This window comes from Mesorhizobium sp. WSM4898, from assembly GCF_029625845.1.
Taxonomy (GTDB): Bacteria; Pseudomonadota; Alphaproteobacteria; order Rhizobiales; family Rhizobiaceae; genus Mesorhizobium.
The window spans coordinates 577,393-593,010 of record NZ_JARTVQ010000002.1; the positions used below are offsets into that span (position 1 = coordinate 577,393).

16 protein-coding genes and 1 pseudogene are annotated in these 15,618 nt (G+C 63.9%); 7 read left to right on the forward strand and 10 right to left on the reverse strand.

Annotation, left to right across the window (positions count from 1 at the left end; translation table 11 throughout):
* Positions 1 to 24: 24 nt before the first annotated feature.
* The 4 genes from P9228_RS10160 (at position 25) to pcaF (ending at position 3,296) form a co-directional block, all read left to right on the forward strand.
* Positions 25 to 240, forward strand: coding sequence for a hypothetical protein (locus P9228_RS10160; RefSeq protein WP_278053271.1), 216 nt, complete (start codon positions 25 to 27; stop codon positions 238 to 240).
* A 193-nt stretch (positions 241 to 433) separates the two neighbouring features.
* Complete coding sequence (locus P9228_RS10165; RefSeq protein WP_278054042.1) at positions 434 to 1,291, forward strand: CoA transferase subunit A; 858 nt, start codon at positions 434 to 436, stop codon at positions 1,289 to 1,291.
* A complete protein-coding gene (locus P9228_RS10170; RefSeq protein WP_278053272.1) occupies positions 1,288 to 2,091 on the forward strand; it encodes a CoA-transferase subunit beta in 804 nt (267 codons plus the stop codon). Before P9228_RS10165 ends, P9228_RS10170 begins: the two co-directional genes overlap by 4 nt.
* Positions 2,091 to 3,296 carry a 3-oxoadipyl-CoA thiolase gene (gene pcaF, locus P9228_RS10175; protein WP_278053273.1) on the forward strand — a complete coding sequence of 402 codons (1,206 nt, stop codon included), beginning with the start codon at positions 2,091 to 2,093 and terminating at the stop codon, positions 3,294 to 3,296. The genes P9228_RS10170 and pcaF overlap by 1 nt, the downstream gene beginning before the upstream one ends.
* Positions 3,297 to 3,309: 13 nt before the next feature.
* On the opposite strand, the pseudogene P9228_RS10180 reads toward pcaF, so the two are convergent.
* From P9228_RS10180 to P9228_RS10200, 5 genes and pseudogenes are all read right to left on the reverse strand, one after another.
* Positions 3,310 to 3,471: pseudogene (locus P9228_RS10180) on the reverse strand (4-hydroxybenzoate 3-monooxygenase); the annotation flags it as partial.
* A 60-nt stretch (positions 3,472 to 3,531) separates the two neighbouring features.
* Positions 3,532 to 4,347, reverse strand: a complete 816-nt coding sequence (pcaD, locus tag P9228_RS10185) for a 3-oxoadipate enol-lactonase (RefSeq protein ID WP_278053275.1) — start codon at positions 4,345 to 4,347, stop codon at positions 3,532 to 3,534.
* A 56-nt stretch (positions 4,348 to 4,403) separates the two neighbouring features.
* On the reverse strand, positions 4,404 to 5,339 hold the full coding sequence (locus P9228_RS10190) for a PfkB family carbohydrate kinase (RefSeq protein WP_278053276.1): 936 nt from the start codon (positions 5,337 to 5,339) through the stop codon (positions 4,404 to 4,406).
* Between the two features lie 13 nt (positions 5,340 to 5,352).
* Entirely contained in the window at positions 5,353 to 6,222 is an 870-nt protein-coding gene (locus P9228_RS10195; protein ID WP_127216180.1) for a MurR/RpiR family transcriptional regulator, read from the reverse strand.
* Positions 6,219 to 7,208, reverse strand: a complete 990-nt coding sequence (locus tag P9228_RS10200; protein ID WP_127323798.1) for a sugar phosphate isomerase/epimerase family protein — start codon at positions 7,206 to 7,208, stop codon at positions 6,219 to 6,221. The genes P9228_RS10195 and P9228_RS10200 overlap by 4 nt, the downstream gene beginning before the upstream one ends.
* Positions 7,209 to 7,353: 145 nt before the next feature.
* On the opposite strand from P9228_RS10200, the gene P9228_RS10205 reads away from it, so the two are divergent.
* Positions 7,354 to 9,012 (forward strand): sulfatase-like hydrolase/transferase, encoded by a 1,659-nt coding sequence (locus P9228_RS10205; RefSeq protein ID WP_278053278.1) that lies wholly within the window; start codon positions 7,354 to 7,356, stop codon positions 9,010 to 9,012.
* A 5-nt stretch (positions 9,013 to 9,017) separates the two neighbouring features.
* Here P9228_RS10205 and P9228_RS10210 read toward each other — a convergent pair whose 3' ends face one another.
* From P9228_RS10210 to P9228_RS10230, 5 genes are all read right to left on the reverse strand, one after another.
* Positions 9,018 to 9,872, reverse strand: a complete 855-nt coding sequence (locus tag P9228_RS10210) for a sugar phosphate isomerase/epimerase family protein (RefSeq protein WP_127403478.1) — start codon at positions 9,870 to 9,872, stop codon at positions 9,018 to 9,020.
* Between the two features lies 1 nt (position 9,873).
* Positions 9,874 to 10,650: an ATP-binding cassette domain-containing protein gene (locus tag P9228_RS10215; RefSeq protein ID WP_066992195.1), complete on the reverse strand. Its 777-nt coding sequence runs from the start codon at positions 10,648 to 10,650 to the stop codon at positions 9,874 to 9,876.
* Complete coding sequence (locus P9228_RS10220; protein ID WP_067328839.1) at positions 10,647 to 11,639, reverse strand: ABC transporter permease; 993 nt, start codon at positions 11,637 to 11,639, stop codon at positions 10,647 to 10,649. The genes P9228_RS10215 and P9228_RS10220 overlap by 4 nt, the downstream gene beginning before the upstream one ends.
* 126 nt (positions 11,640 to 11,765) lie before the next feature.
* On the reverse strand, positions 11,766 to 12,755 hold the full coding sequence (locus P9228_RS10225) for a substrate-binding domain-containing protein (RefSeq protein WP_278053280.1): 990 nt from the start codon (positions 12,753 to 12,755) through the stop codon (positions 11,766 to 11,768).
* A 72-nt stretch (positions 12,756 to 12,827) separates the two neighbouring features.
* Positions 12,828 to 13,901 (reverse strand): LacI family DNA-binding transcriptional regulator, encoded by a 1,074-nt coding sequence (locus tag P9228_RS10230; protein WP_278053282.1) that lies wholly within the window; start codon positions 13,899 to 13,901, stop codon positions 12,828 to 12,830.
* A gap of 138 nt (positions 13,902 to 14,039) precedes the next feature.
* Here P9228_RS10230 and P9228_RS10235 point away from each other — a divergent pair, with 138 nt between their 5' ends.
* On the forward strand, positions 14,040 to 15,071 hold the full coding sequence (locus P9228_RS10235) for a hydroxyacid dehydrogenase (RefSeq protein ID WP_067328833.1): 1,032 nt from the start codon (positions 14,040 to 14,042) through the stop codon (positions 15,069 to 15,071).
* A gap of 227 nt (positions 15,072 to 15,298) precedes the next feature.
* Positions 15,299 to 15,604, forward strand: coding sequence for a hypothetical protein (locus P9228_RS10240; protein WP_067328831.1), 306 nt, complete (start codon positions 15,299 to 15,301; stop codon positions 15,602 to 15,604).
* The last annotated feature ends 14 nt before the right edge of the window (positions 15,605 to 15,618 follow it).

Sequence of the window (15,618 nt, forward strand, 5' to 3'; positions counted from 1 at the left end):
CCGGCCGAGGCCGCGGTCCGCCGCGTGCGCCACAATGGCGAGATCAGATGGAATGGCGGCTTTATCTATGTCTCACAATCACTGGCCGGCGAAGCCATCGCCGCGATTGAAACCGAGGACGGCCAATGGGCACTTTCCTTCCATGCCCATCCGCTCGGCATTATCGACAACAGACGTATGAAGTTTGTCCGTCGCAGCGCCGCGCCAAACAATCCGCTTGGCGCTGCGACGGACGCATAGGGGAGAACTGTTACCTATGTATCCGGTTCAAAGTGTTACCCATCTATCGGTTGGACACCGGCAGGGCGATGAGGGGCAGCGCCGACTTTCGGCGGTTAGCCTTGCTAATCAAACGAAGAATTTCTCGACGCGCAGCATTGCCCATGGAAAACTTGTGTCCGCAATGCAAACTGAAATCCCCGGAGCCGCCACGATGGTCAAGTTCCTGCCGCTGAAAGAGGCCGTCGCGGAGAACCTGCATGATGGCGACGCTGTCGCCTTCGAGGGCTTCACCCATCTGATCCCGACCGCCGCCGCGCATGAGGCGATCCGCCAGGGCTTTCGCGACCTGACACTGATCCGTATGACGCCCGACCTGATCTACGACCAGATGATCGGCATGGGCATGGCGAAGAAGATCGTCTTCTCCTATCTCGGCAATCCCGGCGTCGGCCTGCTCAGGCGCGTTCGCGACGCCATCGAGAACGGCTTTCCGCGCGCGATCGAGGTCGAGGAGCACAGCCATGCCGGCATGGCCAACGCCTACGAGGCGGGTGCCGCCGGCCTGCCCTGCGCGGTGTTCCGCGGCTATCGCGGCGCGGGCCTTGCCGCGGTCAATCCGAACATCAGATCCGTCACCTGCCCTTTTACCGGCGAGGTGCTGGCCGCCGTGCCGGCGATCCGGCCCGACGTCACCTTCATCCACGCGCAGAAGGCGGACCGGAAAGGCAATGTTTTGGTCGAAGGCATCGTCGGCATCCAGAAGGAGGCGGTGCTGGCGGCAAAGCGAGCGGTGGTGACGGTCGAGGAAGTGGTCGACAATTTCGACGACCTCCACCCCAATCTCACCGTGCTGCCGGGCTGGACCATCGCGGCGATCGCGGTTGTGCCCGGCGGCTCCCACCCTTCCTACACGCATGGCTATTACGAGCGCGACAACGCCGCCTATCTCGAATGGGACGAGATCGCCGCCGACCGCGACCGCTTTCAGGCATGGATGCGGAAGAACGTCCTGGAAAGCACGGCGGAAGACTTTGCCGGCCGCGTCGAGCATCTGAGGAAAATCGCATGAGCGAAGCGTCTAACCTCGGCTTCACGCCCAACGAGATGATGACGATCGCCGCCAGCCGTGCGCTGAGAAACGACGATGTCTGCTTCGTCGGCATCGGCGCGCCGTCGGCCGCCTGCAACGTCGCGCGGCTGACGCATGCGCCCGACATCACGCTGATCTACGAAAGCGGCACCATCGGCACCGCGCCCGACGTTCTGCCGCTGTCGATCGGCGACGGCGAATTGTGCGAGACGGCGGTCACCACCGTCGCGGTGCCGGAGATGTTCCGCTATTGGCTGCAGGGCGGCCGCATCACCATCGGCTTCCTTGGCGCCGCCCAGCTCGACAAATTCGGCAACATCAACACTACAGTCATCGGCGACTATGCGCATCCCAAAACGCGGCTGCCCGGCGGCGGCGGCGCGCCGGAAATCGCCACCTCCTCGCGAGAGGTCTACATCACCATGGCGCAGTCGAAGCGCGGCATGGTCGAAAAGATCGACTTCTTCACCTCCTTCGGCCATGGCGAGGGTGGCGACCATCGCAAGCGGCTCGGCATCGACACCGCCGGTCCGACCTTGCTGATCACCGACCTCGCCGTCTGGAAGCCGGACCCTGTCACCAACGAATTCACCGTCATGTCGCTGCATCCCGGCGTCACCCGCGAAGAGGTGCAGGCGACCTGTGGCTGGGAAGCAAAGTTTGCCGAGGCGCTTGACGAGACGCCGGCGCCGACGGAAATCGAGCTGAAGACGTTGCGCGATTTGCACGCGCGCACCAAGGCCGCGCATGCAGGTACCGACAAAGGGAAAGCTGCATAATGACTGATGCCTTCATCTGCGATTACATCCGCACGCCGATCGGTCGTTTCGGCGGCGCGCTATCCTCGGTGCGAGCCGACGATCTCGCCGCCATTCCGCTGAAGGCGTTGGTCGAGCGCAACCTGGGCGTCGACTGGGCCGCGGTCGACGACGTCGTCTTTGGCTGCGCCAACCAGGCCGGCGAGGACAACCGCAACGTGGCGCGGATGGCGTTGCTGCTGGCCGGCCTTCCCCAGGACATTCCGGGCTCCACGATCAATCGGCTCTGTGGCTCGGGCATGGATGCCGTCACCATCGCCGCCCGGGCCATCAGGGCCGGCGAGGCCGAGCTGATGATTGCCGGCGGGGTGGAATCGATGAGCCGCGCGCCCTTCGTCATGCCGAAGGCCGACACCGCCTTCTCGCGCAATGCCGAGATCTACGACACCACCATCGGCTGGCGCTTCGTCAACCCGCTGATGAAGAAGCAGTACGGCGTCGATTCCATGCCGGAGACCGGCGAGAACGTCGCCGAGGAGTTTTCGGTCAGCAGAGCCGACCAGGACGCCTTTGCCGTGCGCAGCCAGGACAAGGCTGTTGCGGCGCAGGCCAATGGCCGGCTGGCGAAGGAGATCACGCCGGTGGCGATCCCGCAGAAAAAGGGCGAGCCAATCGTCGTCTCGAAGGACGAGCATCCCCGCGCCGGCACGACCATCGAGGCCCTGGCCAAGCTGCCGACGCCGTTCCGCGAGGGCGGCACCGTGACTGCCGGCAATGCTTCCGGCGTCAATGATGGTGCTGCTGCGCTGATCATCGCCTCGGAAGCGGCGGCCAGGAAACATGGCCTGACGCCGATCGCCCGCATTCTCGGCGGTGCTGTTGCCGGCGTCGCGCCGCGCATCATGGGTATCGGTCCCGCGCCGGCAACCAAAAAGCTCTGCGCCCGTCTCGGCTTGAGGCCTGACCAATTCGACGTTGTCGAGTTGAACGAAGCCTTCGCCTCGCAAGGCATTGCCGTGCTGCGTGAACTCGGAATTTCCGAGCAGGCGAAGCATGTGAACCCCAACGGCGGCGCCATTGCGCTCGGTCATCCGCTTGGCATGTCGGGCGCGCGCATCACCGGCACGGCGGCGCTGGAGCTGCGCGAGCGCGGCGGACGCTGCGCTTTGGCCACCATGTGCATCGGCGTCGGCCAGGGCATTGCGATTGCACTGGAACGGGTCTGACGGCTCGGCCCGCTCAGTAAGGCAGGCCGACATAGTTCTCCGCCAGCGCGGTCGAGGCGGCAATGGAGTGTACGAGATAATTGAGCTCGGCTTCCTGGATGCGCTGACCGAACTCACCCGCCTCGGGGAAGCGGTGGAGGATCGTCGTCATCCACCAGGAGAAGCGCACCGCCTCGCAATCGATGCGATGGCGTCGCCCTCGAGCCCGGTCCGGTATCGGTTGGCATTGTTTGCGTCATCGTCCATGGAGAGGCTTCCCCTCAGGCAACGACGCGACGAAGGCGCGGATCAGGGCGACGAGCGCATCGGGCTGCTCGATGCAGGGAATGTGCCCGGCGCCGCGGATCAGCTCGCAGCGCGCGCCGGGGATCAGGTCGGCAAGCGAGCGCACGAGATTGGGCGGCGTCGAACCGTCCTGGTCGCCGCCGATGCAGAGCGTCGGCACCGCGATGCGGCGCGCGCTGTCGGTGAAATCCGCGTCGCGAACCGCCATACACGTGCCGATGTAACCTGGCAGCGCCTGCCTGGTCAGCATGTTGCGGCAACCGGCAAGCTCGGCGGCGCGGTTGGCATGAAAATCCGGCGTGAACCACACCTTCATGATGCCATCGGCAATCGCCTCGATGCCGTCACGCTCGACCGTCGCGATGCGGCTGTTCCAGCTCTCGGCGGTACCTATTTTGTGCGCGGTGTCGCTGAGGATCAGCGCTTCGACGAGTTCGGGCCGCCGTGCATAGAACCCCTGCGCGACCATGCCGCCGACCGACAGGCCAAAAAGCACGACCTTCTGGAAGCCGAAGCAATCGATCAGCGCGCTCAGATCGTCGACATGGTCGTCGATCGAGCGCACGCCGCTGCCGATGTCGGAAAGTCCGTGGCCGCGCTTGTCATAGACAAGCATCGGCATCTCACCGGCAAGCCGTGCGACGACATCGTCCCAGATCCGCAAGTCGGTGCCGAGCGAATTGATGAAGATGATCGGGCGCGCAGCAGCCGTCCCGGCGATAAGGCGATGGTGCAACGTAATGCCGCCGATACTGACGAATGGCACGATCTCGATCCTCCAAACCAACATTGCACCAGTTGTCTAGATCGGTAAACCGAGGGCTACTCTGGACGGTGCACGCCGCCTTGGATCTTTTGAGGGGGCGTCTGGCGATCCGCCTCCGGCGTCGAGACCAGCAGGGCGGCGGCGGCATTCGCGGCGGCGATGGCGGCCTCGGTGGGCTCGCCGCGAGCAAGCGCAGCCGCAAAGGCACCGACGAATTCGTCACCTGCGCCATGGGTGCTGACCACCTTCACCGGAATGGCAGCAAGCGCAAAGGCGCGGCCATCGCGATCGTGATAGGCGACGCCATCGCCGCCGGCGGTGACGATTGCAGCCGGATAAACGATTGCCAATTGCCGCGCTGCCTCAGCTGCGCCTTCAAGCGTGTCGACGACCGGAATGCCGGCCAGGAACTCCGCCTCTATGGCGTTGGTGATCACGATGTCGACGAGCCCGGTGAGTTCGGCCGGCAGCGGCCGGGCCGGCGCCGCGTTGAGCACGACGCAGCAGCCATGAGCCTTCGCCGCGCGCGCGGCAGCGATGTTGGCGATTTCCGGAACTTCGTTCTGCAGCAACAGCACCTCAGCCTGCGCGAGCACACCGGCCGCCCCCGCGACATCCTTTTCGCCGAGTATCAGATTGCTGCCGGAAACGATCACCGCGCCGTAGTCGCCATCGTAGTCGAAGATGGCCACGCTCATGCCTGATCGGGTCCCCGGTTCTACTCGCACGAAGCGGTGATCGACATTGCTGCGGCTGAGATTGGCGAGCAGCGCACGGCCGAAATCGTCGTCGCCGACGGCGCCGATCATTGCCGACCTCGCACCCGCACGCGCCGCCGACAGGACCTGATTGCCGCCCTTGCCGCCGCATTTCGGCTGCCATCCGAAACCGGTCACCGTCTCGCCCTTGCGCGGACGATCCGGTGCGTCGACCAGGATGTCGTAATGCAGGCCGCCGAACACGGCCACCAGCCCCGCTGAAGCAACACTCATCCGCGACGATCTTTCATCTGTACTTGTCTCGCCGTTTCGACGTCACTGCCGACATGGTGCGGCCGAGATTGTGCTCCGCCGCCTGGTAGTCGCGCTGCGCCACCGCGACGAACAGCGCATCCAGGATGTTGAGCTGGGCGATACGGGCGGCCGCATTCTCGCCCATCAGCGGCGACCCCCGCGCGGTCGAGCAGAGCACGACATCCGCCTCGGCTGCCAGCGGCGAGTTGGCGTAGTTGGTTATGGCAAGCGTGCGGGCGCCGTTCTTCTTGGCGAGCTGAACGGCATCAATCACCGCGCTGCTGTTGCCGGAATGGGAAAAGCCGACGGCAATGTCTTCGGCGCCGAGGAGCGACGCCGACATGAGCATCATGTGGGAATCGTCGTAAACCGCCGCGCGGACGCCGATCCGCAGGAACTTGTGCGAGACGTCCCGGGCGATCTGAGCCGAGCCGCCGACGCCATAGAAGTCGCGATTTCTGGATCGATAAATGAGGTCGGCGGCCCGGTCGAAATCGCCGATGTCAAGGATCGCCAGCGTTTCCTCCAGCGCCTGTATCGAAGTGCGGAAGACCTTTTGCACGATCTCGGCCGAACTGTCGTCGACGGAGAGTTCCCGGTGCATCTCGGCGGTCGGCGAGCGGCTGTATTCGCAGACTGCCGTCCGGAAGTCGCGATAGCCGGAGAAGCCCAGCTTCTTGGCAATCTTCACCACCATCGCCTCGGAGACGCCGGCCTCGTCAGCGATCTCCTTCAAAGGGATCGTCTCGTCGAATCCGCGGCGGCCGAACACGGTTTCCACCACCTTTGCCTCCAGCGGTGTGAGATGCGGCATCATCATGCGGATGCGCGGCCCCACGGCCCGGAGATCCGCGGACGTCATCCTGCAGCTCCGAGCAGGATTTCCTGGACGATAGCCTGCGAGGTAACCGCGTCCTGCCCGTCGAGGGCAGCCGCCAACCGATTGTCCCGCTCCAGCCGCTCGACGACCCGCAACATGCGCTTGACGGTGGCGATGTTGACCTCGCATTCGCGCACCGGGTCGAGACCGGTCATGTCCGGAAAGGTGTCGAAATAGATGGCACCGGCGTAGCCGTCCCTGCGTATCTGGCGCAGCAGCTCGATGGTCTGCAGCGTGTGCACGGCGCCGACCATCAGGCCGTCGTCGCGCTTGGCGTAGCCATCGTTGAGATGAACACCGAGCAACCTGCTGTGACGGGCGACAAGAGCGGCGGCAAAGGCCGGTTGCTCGTCGGCATAAAGAACATGCGCGAAGTCGAGGGTGACGCCGAGATTGGGCAGGCCGGCCTCGCGGATCGCCAGCAACGTGGTCGCGGCATCCGGCATCAGCGAATAAGAACGCGGCTCGTTCGGCTTATATTCGAGACTGATGGCGCAATCGGGGTCATGCGCCGCAACTTCACGAATACCGTCGATTTCGTGTTGCCAAAGTGTCGCGTAGTCGGCCTGGAAAGCGTAGTCGAAACCATCCTGCCCCAGCCACAATGTCATGAGACCGGCGCCGGCCTCTCGCGCCGCGTCGATGCCAGCCTTGGTGAGGTCGATGGCTTCACGCCGCACTGCCGGATCGGGATTGGTGAACGCGCCGAGCTTGAAGGCGGGATTGGAATAGTAGCGCATCGCGAAGCCATTGATGGAAAGCCCGAGATCACCAAGCCTCCGTGCGATTTCCCTGGGGTTTTCACCGATATGGTCGGGAAAGTTGAGGTCGAGATCGGTGAGCCCCTCGACCTTAGCCGCCCGCGCCGCCATCTGCAGCACCGAGGGCTTCCCGGTAAGCCCGGCCCACTCCGCCTCAGGCCGCGAGGCGAAGGAATTGAGACGGGTGGCAAAACGATGGGATGTCATTTGGGATCCTTGGGATGCCTGAGACTTCACATGAAAAAATGATTTTGTAAAGTTCTCTGGTGAGCTGTACAGGCTGGTTGCCCTGGTTGGCATGCGCTGATTGTTCTGGCATTACCGGGTTCGAGAACCATTCCGACGGGCAGCAATGACCTCGAAACGCAACGTCCTTTTCATCATGTGCGACCAGCTGCGGTTCGATTATCTGAGCTGCGCCGGGCAGAAGAGTCTGACGACGCCGAACATCGACCGGCTCGCCAGCCGCGGCGTGCGTTTCACCAATGCCTATGTGCAATCGACGGTCTGCGGCCCCTCGCGCATGAGCGCTTATACCGGCCGCTACGTCCGCTCGCACGGCTCGACGCATAATGGCGTGCCGCTCAGAGTCGGCGAGCCGACGCTGGGCGACCATCTGCGCGAGGTCGGCGTGCGTTGTGCGCTCATCGGCAAGACACATATGAAGGCCGACGAGGAAGGGATGGAGCGCCTCGGCATCGCCAAGGATTCCGTCATCGGCGTGCGTGTCGCGGAATGCGGCTTCGAGCCGTTCGAGCGCGATGACGGCCTGCACCCCTCGACCAGCTACGACCCCGATCCGGCCTACGACTCCTATCTGCGCCAGCACGGCTTCGAGGCCGAAAATCCTTGGGAGCATTGGGCGAATTCCGGCGAAGGCGAGAATGGCGAGAATTTCAACGGCTGGCTGCTCGTCCATGCCGACAAGGCGGCGCGCATTCCGGAGGAGCATTCCGAGACGCCTTACATGACGCGCCGTGCCATGCGCTTCATTGAGGACGCCGAGGCCAAGGGCGAAGCCTGGTGCGCGCATCTTTCCTACATCAAGCCGCACTGGCCCTATATCGTGCCCGCGCCCTACCACGCCATGTACGGCAAGGCGGACATCCAGCCGCCCGTTCGCAGCGAAGCCGAGCGCGTCTCGCCAAACCCGATCTTCGAGGCCTTCCAGCAGGAGCGGTACTCGAAGAACTTCTCGCGCGATGAGGTCCGCGAAACGGTCGTTCCCTGCTACATGGGCCTGATCAAGCAGATCGACGATCAGCTCGGCCATTTGTTCGACTTCATGGAGAAGCGCGGCCTATTCAAGAACACGCTTGTCGTCTTCACTTCTGACCACGGCGACTATCTCGGCGACCATTGGCTCGGCGAGAAATACCTGTTCCACGACGTCGCGGTGAAGGTGCCGATGATCGTCTACGATCCTCGTCCGGAAGCCGACGTCACAAGAGGAACCACGTCGGACGCGCTGGTCGAGATGATCGATCTCGCGCCCACCTTTCTCGATTATTTCGGCGGCAGGCCCAAGCCGCATGTCCTCGAAGGCCGCTCGCTGCTGTCGCTGACTTCGGGTGAGCGGAAGAGCCTGCGCAACTATGCCGTCAGCGAATATGACTACAGCGGCGATGCGGCGCGGCTGAAGCTCGTCATGCCGGTTTCGGGCTGCAAGCTCTACATGATCACCGACGGCCGCTTCAAACTCGTCCATGGTGAAGGTGTCGAGCCGATGTTCTTCGATCTCCAGAACGACCCCGGCGAATTGCGCGACCTCGGCCGCGAGCCGTCGGCCGCCGGCGATATCGAGCGGCTGCGCAAAATGCTGATGCGCTGGCTGGCGCTGCCCAACAACCGCATTACCGTCCCCGACGAGTGGCTGACGGAGATCGACGACAAGGTCGGCCATTTCGACCCGATCATCGGCTCCGGCGTGCTCATCGGCTATTGGGACGAGGCCGAACTCGCCGAACAGCTGGAGGCGCGTCGCCGCTGGCTGACGCGCCGGGGCAACTAGCTTCGTTACCCGAGTGTCAGCCCCGCCTTCTTCGCTTCCTCGCGCAGGAAGGGCAGCCCCACCTCGATGACGTCGCGCGGGTCTTCCGCCACCGGACGCCATACCGCGAGCCCCCCGGCGATGTCGACGTCGACATGGTTCATGCTTTCGAGCGTGATCGGGCCCTCATAGCCGATGTCGGCGATCGCCTTCATGCAGGCTGCCCAGTTCAGCATGCCGCGCCCCGGCACGCCGCGATTGGCCTCCGACACATGGACATAGCCGAGGAAGGGCGCCGCCGCCTCGAAGCCGGCCGCGAAGCTCTCTTCCTCGATATGCATGTGGTAGGTGTCGAGATGGATGAAGATGTTGTCGGCGCCGATGCGCTCGATGATGCGCGCCGCGTCGACGCCGCGGTTGATCAGATGCGTCTCGTAGCGGTTGCAGGGTTCGATGCCGAGCTTCAGGCTGCGGGCCTTCGCCGACTTTGCCGCCCGTTCGAGGAAGCGGCACATGCCGTCGATCTCCCGCTGCGTCGGCGCCCGGCCGGTGGTCTTGCCGATCGTTCCATAGGTGACGCCGCCGAGCGCCTCGGCGCCCACCTCGTTGCAGACGTTGAAGGCCGGCTGCAGGAAGTCGAGCGCCTCTTCCGGTCGCTCCACCACGTCGAGCGCGCGCGGCAAGCCGAGCGAGGGAATGAGCTGCACGCCATAATGGTTTGCAAAACCGCGCGTGCGCTTGGTGTCGATCTCCTCGGGTCTGAGCAGCGGGATTTCCATAAGGCCGATGCCGAGCTCCTTCAGCCGGTCCATCTGCGGCTCGATGCGGGCCAGATCCCAGACCGGGGCGATGGCGAAAGTGTGCAGTCCGAAAACATTCATATCAGCCTCGTTGCTCGTGCGCCGCCGCGGCGGCCGTATCGCCGCCGCCGACGATGCGGCTGACGACTTCGTTCATGTTGGTTTTGGCGGTGACGAGATCGGCATCCGCCCTGCCGTGGCGCAGCACGACGATGCGATCGGTGACCGACAGCACGTCGTTCAGCCGGTGCGAGATCAAAATGACGGCGATGCCTTCAGACTTCAGCCGCCGGATGAGATCGAGCACGCTCTGCACCTCGCGCACGGCGAGCGCCGCCGTCGGCTCGTCCATGATGACGAGCTTCGGGTTGAAGGTGAGCGCCCGCGCGATCGCCACCGTCTGCTGCTGGCCGCCGGAGAAGGAGCCGACGGAACGACTGATCGACGGCAGGTGCGCCCCGAGCCGCTCGATCATCCGCGCCGCCTGCCGATCCATCTCGGTCTTGTCGACAAAGCCGGGGAAGAGGCCGAGCAGCCTTTTCGTCGGCTCGCGGCCAAGGAAGATGTTGGAGGCCACGTCCTGCTGCTTGGCCAAGGACAGATCCTGATAGATCATCTCGATGCCGAGCCGTCGCCGCTGGCCGGGATCGAGAGCGAGGATGTCCTTGCCGTCGAACTCGATCGAGCCGGTGTCGGCGCGGTAGATGCCGGTGATGGTCTTCATCAGCGTCGACTTGCCGGCGCCGTTGTCGCCGACCAGCCCGACCACCTCGCCGGCCGCGACCGACAGGTCGACGCCATGCAGCACGTCGACCGCCCCGAAGCTTTTGCGGATCTTGTGGAGCGAAAGCAGGGTCATACGCGCGACTCCTTCCGCACCTGATACTGGTCGATGAAGACCGCGAGGATGAGAACCGCGCCGATCGCCATCTGCTGGTAATAGGACTGCACGGCAAGCAACGTCAGCCCGTTCTGCAGCACGCCCATGATCAGAGCGCCGATCATGGTGCCGAGGATCGAGGCACGGCCGCCGAACAGATTGGTGCCGCCGATGATCGCCGCGGTGATCGCGGTGAGCTCATAGTTGATGCCTGCGGTCGGGTCGCCCGCATTGACGCGGGCGGTGAACAAGAGACCGGCAAGCCCGGCAAGCGCGCCGGAGAGCGTGTAGATGATGCGGCGATGCTGCTCGACGCGGATGCCGGCTGCGCGCGCCGCGCCCTCGCTGTCGCCGAGCGCCAAAGTGTGGCGGCCGAAGCGCGTATAGGCAAGCACCGTATGCGCGACGATCGCCGTCAGCACGAAGATGATGACGGGCATCGGAATGCCGAGCGGCCTCCCTTGCCCGATATAGACGATCTCCGGCGGCAGGCCGTAGATCGCCCTGCCCTGCGAGATGACGAGCGCCAGCCCGCGCGCAAGGCCCAGCATGCCGAGCGTTACGATGAAGGCGGGCACGAAGGCGCGGGTGACCAGTTGGCCGTTGATGTAGCCGGCGATACTTCCGGCCAGAATGCAGGCGATCACCGCGAACACCGACGGCCAGCCGAGGTTGACGGCGACGAAGGCCCCCGCCACGCCGGCAAGGCCCATGACCGATCCCAGCGACAGATCGAGCCCACCTGAACCGATGACGAAGGTCGCGGCGATCGCCAGCACGCCGATCGTCGACGTCGCGAGCAGGATGTTGAGGAAATTGCTGAGCGACAGGAAGAAAGGCGACAGAATCGCCATCGCCGCGCTCAGCAGCACAAGCACCAGCAGCGACTCCAGCCTGATGTGGAGCCTCTCGACGGATGCGCGCTGCACCCGAGCCCAAAACCCGGGCTGCGCCGTTTCGGAAGCCATGTTTTGACCCTTCTGGGTAGGGGACTAGGGGAATAGGGAAGTCAGCGGGAGAGAGCCGGGTCTGGGAAGTGCAAACCTTCCTCCTCCTACTCCCCTACTGACCTACTCCCCTAGTCCCTTCTCTTGCTACTTCACATATTGCAGCATCGGCTCCTTGCCGGCGTCGAGCACGTCCTTGGTCAGCACCAGGGTGGGCACCGCGATGCTTTCCTCGACCTTCTCGCCGGCCAGCGCCTTCTTGACGTTCTCGACCGCCTGCTTGCCGACGAGATAGGGAAGCTGCGCGACGGAAGCGTTCAGGCGGCCTTCCTTGATCGACTTCACCGCGTCGACATTGCCGTCCACGCCGATGATCGTCACCTGCTCGCCTTTGCCGGCGGCGTAGACCGATTCCACGGCGCCCAACGCCATGCCGTCGTTGGCGCAGAAGATGGCAACCAGATCGGGATGCGCCGTCAGTGTGTCGGTGGCGATCGAGGCGGCCTTGCCGCGATCCCAATCGCCCGGCAGCGAGGCGACCACCTCGAGCCCCGGCGCCAGTTCCTTGAGCTTGTCGGCAAAGCCCTTGGCGCGCTTCTCGCCGGTGATGTTGCCTGAGAGACCCTCGATCACCAGCACCGGACCCTTGGCGTCCTTGCCAAGCTTGGAGACGAGATGTTCGGCCCCTTGCGCACCCGCGGCGACGTTGTCGGAACCGATATGGAAGGTGACCTTGACGCCTTCCTTGTCGAGAACCGCCTGGTCAAGATTGTTGTCGAGATCGACGATCTTGATGCCGGCATCCTGCGCCGATTTCAGGCAGGGCAAGAGGTTGGTCGAGTTGATGGCGGCGGTGATCATCGCCACCGGCTTGCGCTCGAGCATCGTGTTGCAGAGGTTGAGCTGCGGCTCGGCCGCCTGGTCGCTTTCGGCCGCCTGCTGGAAGTATTTCACGCCGGCCTCCTTGGCGCCGTCGGCGACGCCCTGCGCCATCGCGCCCCAGAACGGATTGGCCAAGGTCTTCATCAGCACGCCATATTCGCCGTCCTCGGCCTTAGCAGCGCCGACCGCGGCAAACGTAAGCGCTACGCCCAACGCGAGAGTAAATCGATTTATCTTTGTGGAAAGCGATGTCATTCCGTCCTCCGTTTGTTTGCGCCGGATGCCTCGGCCAGGGCCGGCACTCTTCTTCCGTTGTCGACATGGGGGTTATTGTCGGTCTCCTCCCCCGGAATGCGGGACGCTGCCTGGCGAGCCAACGGATTCCCGCATGAACACCTTGCAAGGTTCGAGCCGCGCCCTCGGCGGGCCGCGCTCGCCTTCGATCCTGCGAAACAAAACCTCCATTGCGTTGGCGGCGATCTCGCGCACCGGCTGCACCACCGCGGCGATCGCCGGCCACGTCACCTGCATCCATTCGGCGTCGTCGAATCCGACCAGCGAGATGTCGTTTGGGCAGTGCCAGCCGCGCCGCCGAAACTCCGAAAGCGCCACCAGCGTGCCCTTCAGGAAGAGCGAATAGACCGCCGTAGGCCTGTCGCCGCCGTCTTCCCGCTGGCTGAAATAATCGCGAAGCAGCGTCCGCAAAGGCCCGACATCGCTTTCGCAGAGTACGACGTCGATCCGGATGTCGGGCGCAACCTCAAGCGCCATCTTGCGAAACCCTTCGAGCCGGGCGCGCACGGTCGCCGCCTGCTGGCCGAGACCGACCACAAGAACATGACGATGGCCCTGGCTGACCAGCGCGCGCGCCACTTCGGCGCTTGCCGCAGCGCTGTCGGCCGAAACCGTGTCGAAGGCGTCATCGGCAAGCACGCGGTCAATCAGCACCCCTGTCATGCCGTTCGCTTTCATGAAACCAGCCGCCGGTCCGTGCTCGTTTCGCACCGGCGCCAGTACGACGCCGGCAACGCGCCAGTCATGCATGCGGGCGAGGATCTCCTTCTCACGTTGCTCCGATTCCCGGCTGGAGGCGGCGACCAGCGTATAGCCGCGTTGCTCGGCGAGGCCTTCGAGCTCGCTCACCATCTGGCCGAAGAACTCGCTTTCGAACTCCGGCATGATGGCGCCGATGATGCGACGCTTGGCCCTGCGCATATCCGAGGCGAGCGGATCGACGCGGTAGCCCAGAAGCTCGACGGCATCGAGGACGCGCTGCGCGTTTTCCGGTTTTACCGTGGTGACGCCGGAAAGAACCTTGGAAACAGTGGCCGCCGACACGCCCGCCTGGCTTGCCACATCGTGGATCGACGCGCGCCGCTGCTGGGCCTGCTGTTGCGCCATTAATCTTCTCCCGGAGGCGAGTGGTCGCCCTCTCGTTAACATAATCGATAAATCGATTTTTCGCTGTTGTAAATCGTTTCATCGGGAGTAAAAACGCTGATATGATTGATGCGATCCAATCGCGCCGGGAGGAAAATCATGTCCAACAAAGCCTCGCCGCTGGTGATCAGCGCACCCGAACCGCGCACGCTCGACCTGATCTTCACGCCGCCGCAGCTGGCGCGCTTCCGCAAAAGATATCGCATCGTCGAGACAACGCCGGAAGGCGTCTCGGAGTTGCCGACAGATGTGCTGGCCGAAGCCCGCTACATCGTCGGCCAGCCGCCGATCACCCCTCAGACGCTGGAGAGGTTGAAAGCGCTGCGCTGCATCTTCAACGTCGAGACCAATCTCATCAACAACATGCCCTATGAGACGCTGTTTGCCCGCGGCATTCACGTCGTCACCACCGGCCTGGTGTTCGCGGAGCCGGTGGCGGAACTCGGCCTTGCCATGGCGCTAAACCTGGCGCGCGGCATCGTCGATGCCGACCTCGCCTTCCGGCAAGGCGAGGAACTATGGGGCGGCGACGGCAACCAGACGGCGCGACTCCTCTCAGGTTCGGATGTCGGCATCATCGGCTTCGGCGATCTTGGCCGCGCTCTCAATCGGCTGCTGACCGGCTTCCGCACGCGCACCAGGGTCTTCGATCCCTGGCTACCGCCTTCCGTGCTGGTGGAGCATGGCGTCGAGCCGGCCTCGCTCGACAAGGTGCTGTCGGAAAGCGATTTCGTTTTCGTCGTCGCCTCGGTGACCAGCGAGAACCAGGGTTTTCTCGGCGCCGACGCTTTCGCCAAGATGCGCCAGGGCGCCGCCTTCATCCTGCTCAGCCGCGCCGGCGTCGTCGATTTCCCGGCGCTGATGGGAGCGGTCAAAAGCGGCCATATCGTTGCGGCCAGCGACGTGTTTCCCGAGGAGCCGCTGGCCAAGAACCACCCGGTGCGCTCGCTTTCCGGCTTTCTGCGCTCGGCACACCGCGCCGGCGCGCTCGACGTTGCCTTCAAGCGCATGGGCGACATGGTGCTGGAGGACATGGACCTCCTCGATCGCGGTCTGCCGCCGATGCGCTCCAAGCGCGCCGAGCGAGAGACCGTTTCGCGGATGCGCTCCAAGCCGGTCGACAGGAACTGATCGCGCCTCGTCGCCTGGAACATTAGCGTTCCTGCTACTGATTGCCGCCCTGAGTGTAATGCAACCAAACTTAACGGCCGGACCACGGAGAGTTTCGGCCCTCTCAGGACCATTTTTCTTCAGAATTTTTTTCTGCATTTCACGGGAATAGAGGAACTTTGATCCGGACCTTCCGTTGATGACACGATCGTTTCTCGAACGATCCAGAGAAACAGGAGGTTTATGTCATGAACATCAAGATGATCTGCCTTGGCGCAATGAGCCTTTCGATGGTCGCCGGCTCGGCTCTCGCCGCTGGCGAAACCGGCACGTCGGCGCTGGATGACCCAGCCAAGATGCAGCCCTTCTACACCGACTCCAGCATGAAGACGATGGTCAGCAAGGACGCCTTCGTGAAGGCGTGGAAGGCAATGTCGCCGGAGGACCAGACCGCGATGATGACGGCTTGTGAGGACGAGGCCAAGAACGCCAATGCAGCCAACAGCCATCCGGAGTTCTGCAGCAGCGTCAAGGAGAACGGCGGCAGCAAGTAACCAATCAGTGCAGC

Excerpts from the sequence above, each read along its gene's own strand:
- P9228_RS10165 (WP_278054042.1), top strand. The coding sequence starts at position 434 with ATGGTCAAGTTCCTGCCGCTGAAAGAGGCCGTCGCGGAGAACCTGCAT.
- P9228_RS10170 (WP_278053272.1), top strand. The coding sequence starts at position 1,288 with ATGAGCGAAGCGTCTAACCTCGGCTTCACGCCCAACGAGATGATGACG.
- pcaF (WP_278053273.1), top strand. The coding sequence starts at position 2,091 with ATGACTGATGCCTTCATCTGCGATTACATCCGCACGCCGATCGGTCGT.
- P9228_RS10190 (WP_278053276.1), bottom strand. The coding sequence starts at position 5,339 with ATGAGTGTTGCTTCAGCGGGGCTGGTGGCCGTGTTCGGCGGCCTGCAT.
- P9228_RS10195 (WP_127216180.1), bottom strand. The coding sequence starts at position 6,222 with ATGACGTCCGCGGATCTCCGGGCCGTGGGGCCGCGCATCCGCATGATG.
- P9228_RS10200 (WP_127323798.1), bottom strand. The coding sequence starts at position 7,208 with ATGACATCCCATCGTTTTGCCACCCGTCTCAATTCCTTCGCCTCGCGG.
- P9228_RS10205 (WP_278053278.1), top strand. The coding sequence starts at position 7,354 with ATGACCTCGAAACGCAACGTCCTTTTCATCATGTGCGACCAGCTGCGG.
- P9228_RS10210 (WP_127403478.1), bottom strand. The coding sequence starts at position 9,872 with ATGAATGTTTTCGGACTGCACACTTTCGCCATCGCCCCGGTCTGGGAT.
- P9228_RS10215 (WP_066992195.1), bottom strand. The coding sequence starts at position 10,650 with ATGACCCTGCTTTCGCTCCACAAGATCCGCAAAAGCTTCGGGGCGGTC.
- P9228_RS10220 (WP_067328839.1), bottom strand. The coding sequence starts at position 11,639 with ATGGCTTCCGAAACGGCGCAGCCCGGGTTTTGGGCTCGGGTGCAGCGC.
- P9228_RS10225 (WP_278053280.1), bottom strand. The coding sequence starts at position 12,755 with ATGACATCGCTTTCCACAAAGATAAATCGATTTACTCTCGCGTTGGGC.
- P9228_RS10230 (WP_278053282.1), bottom strand. The coding sequence starts at position 13,901 with ATGGCGCAACAGCAGGCCCAGCAGCGGCGCGCGTCGATCCACGATGTG.
- P9228_RS10235 (WP_067328833.1), top strand. The coding sequence starts at position 14,040 with ATGTCCAACAAAGCCTCGCCGCTGGTGATCAGCGCACCCGAACCGCGC.
- P9228_RS10240 (WP_067328831.1), top strand. The coding sequence starts at position 15,299 with ATGAACATCAAGATGATCTGCCTTGGCGCAATGAGCCTTTCGATGGTC.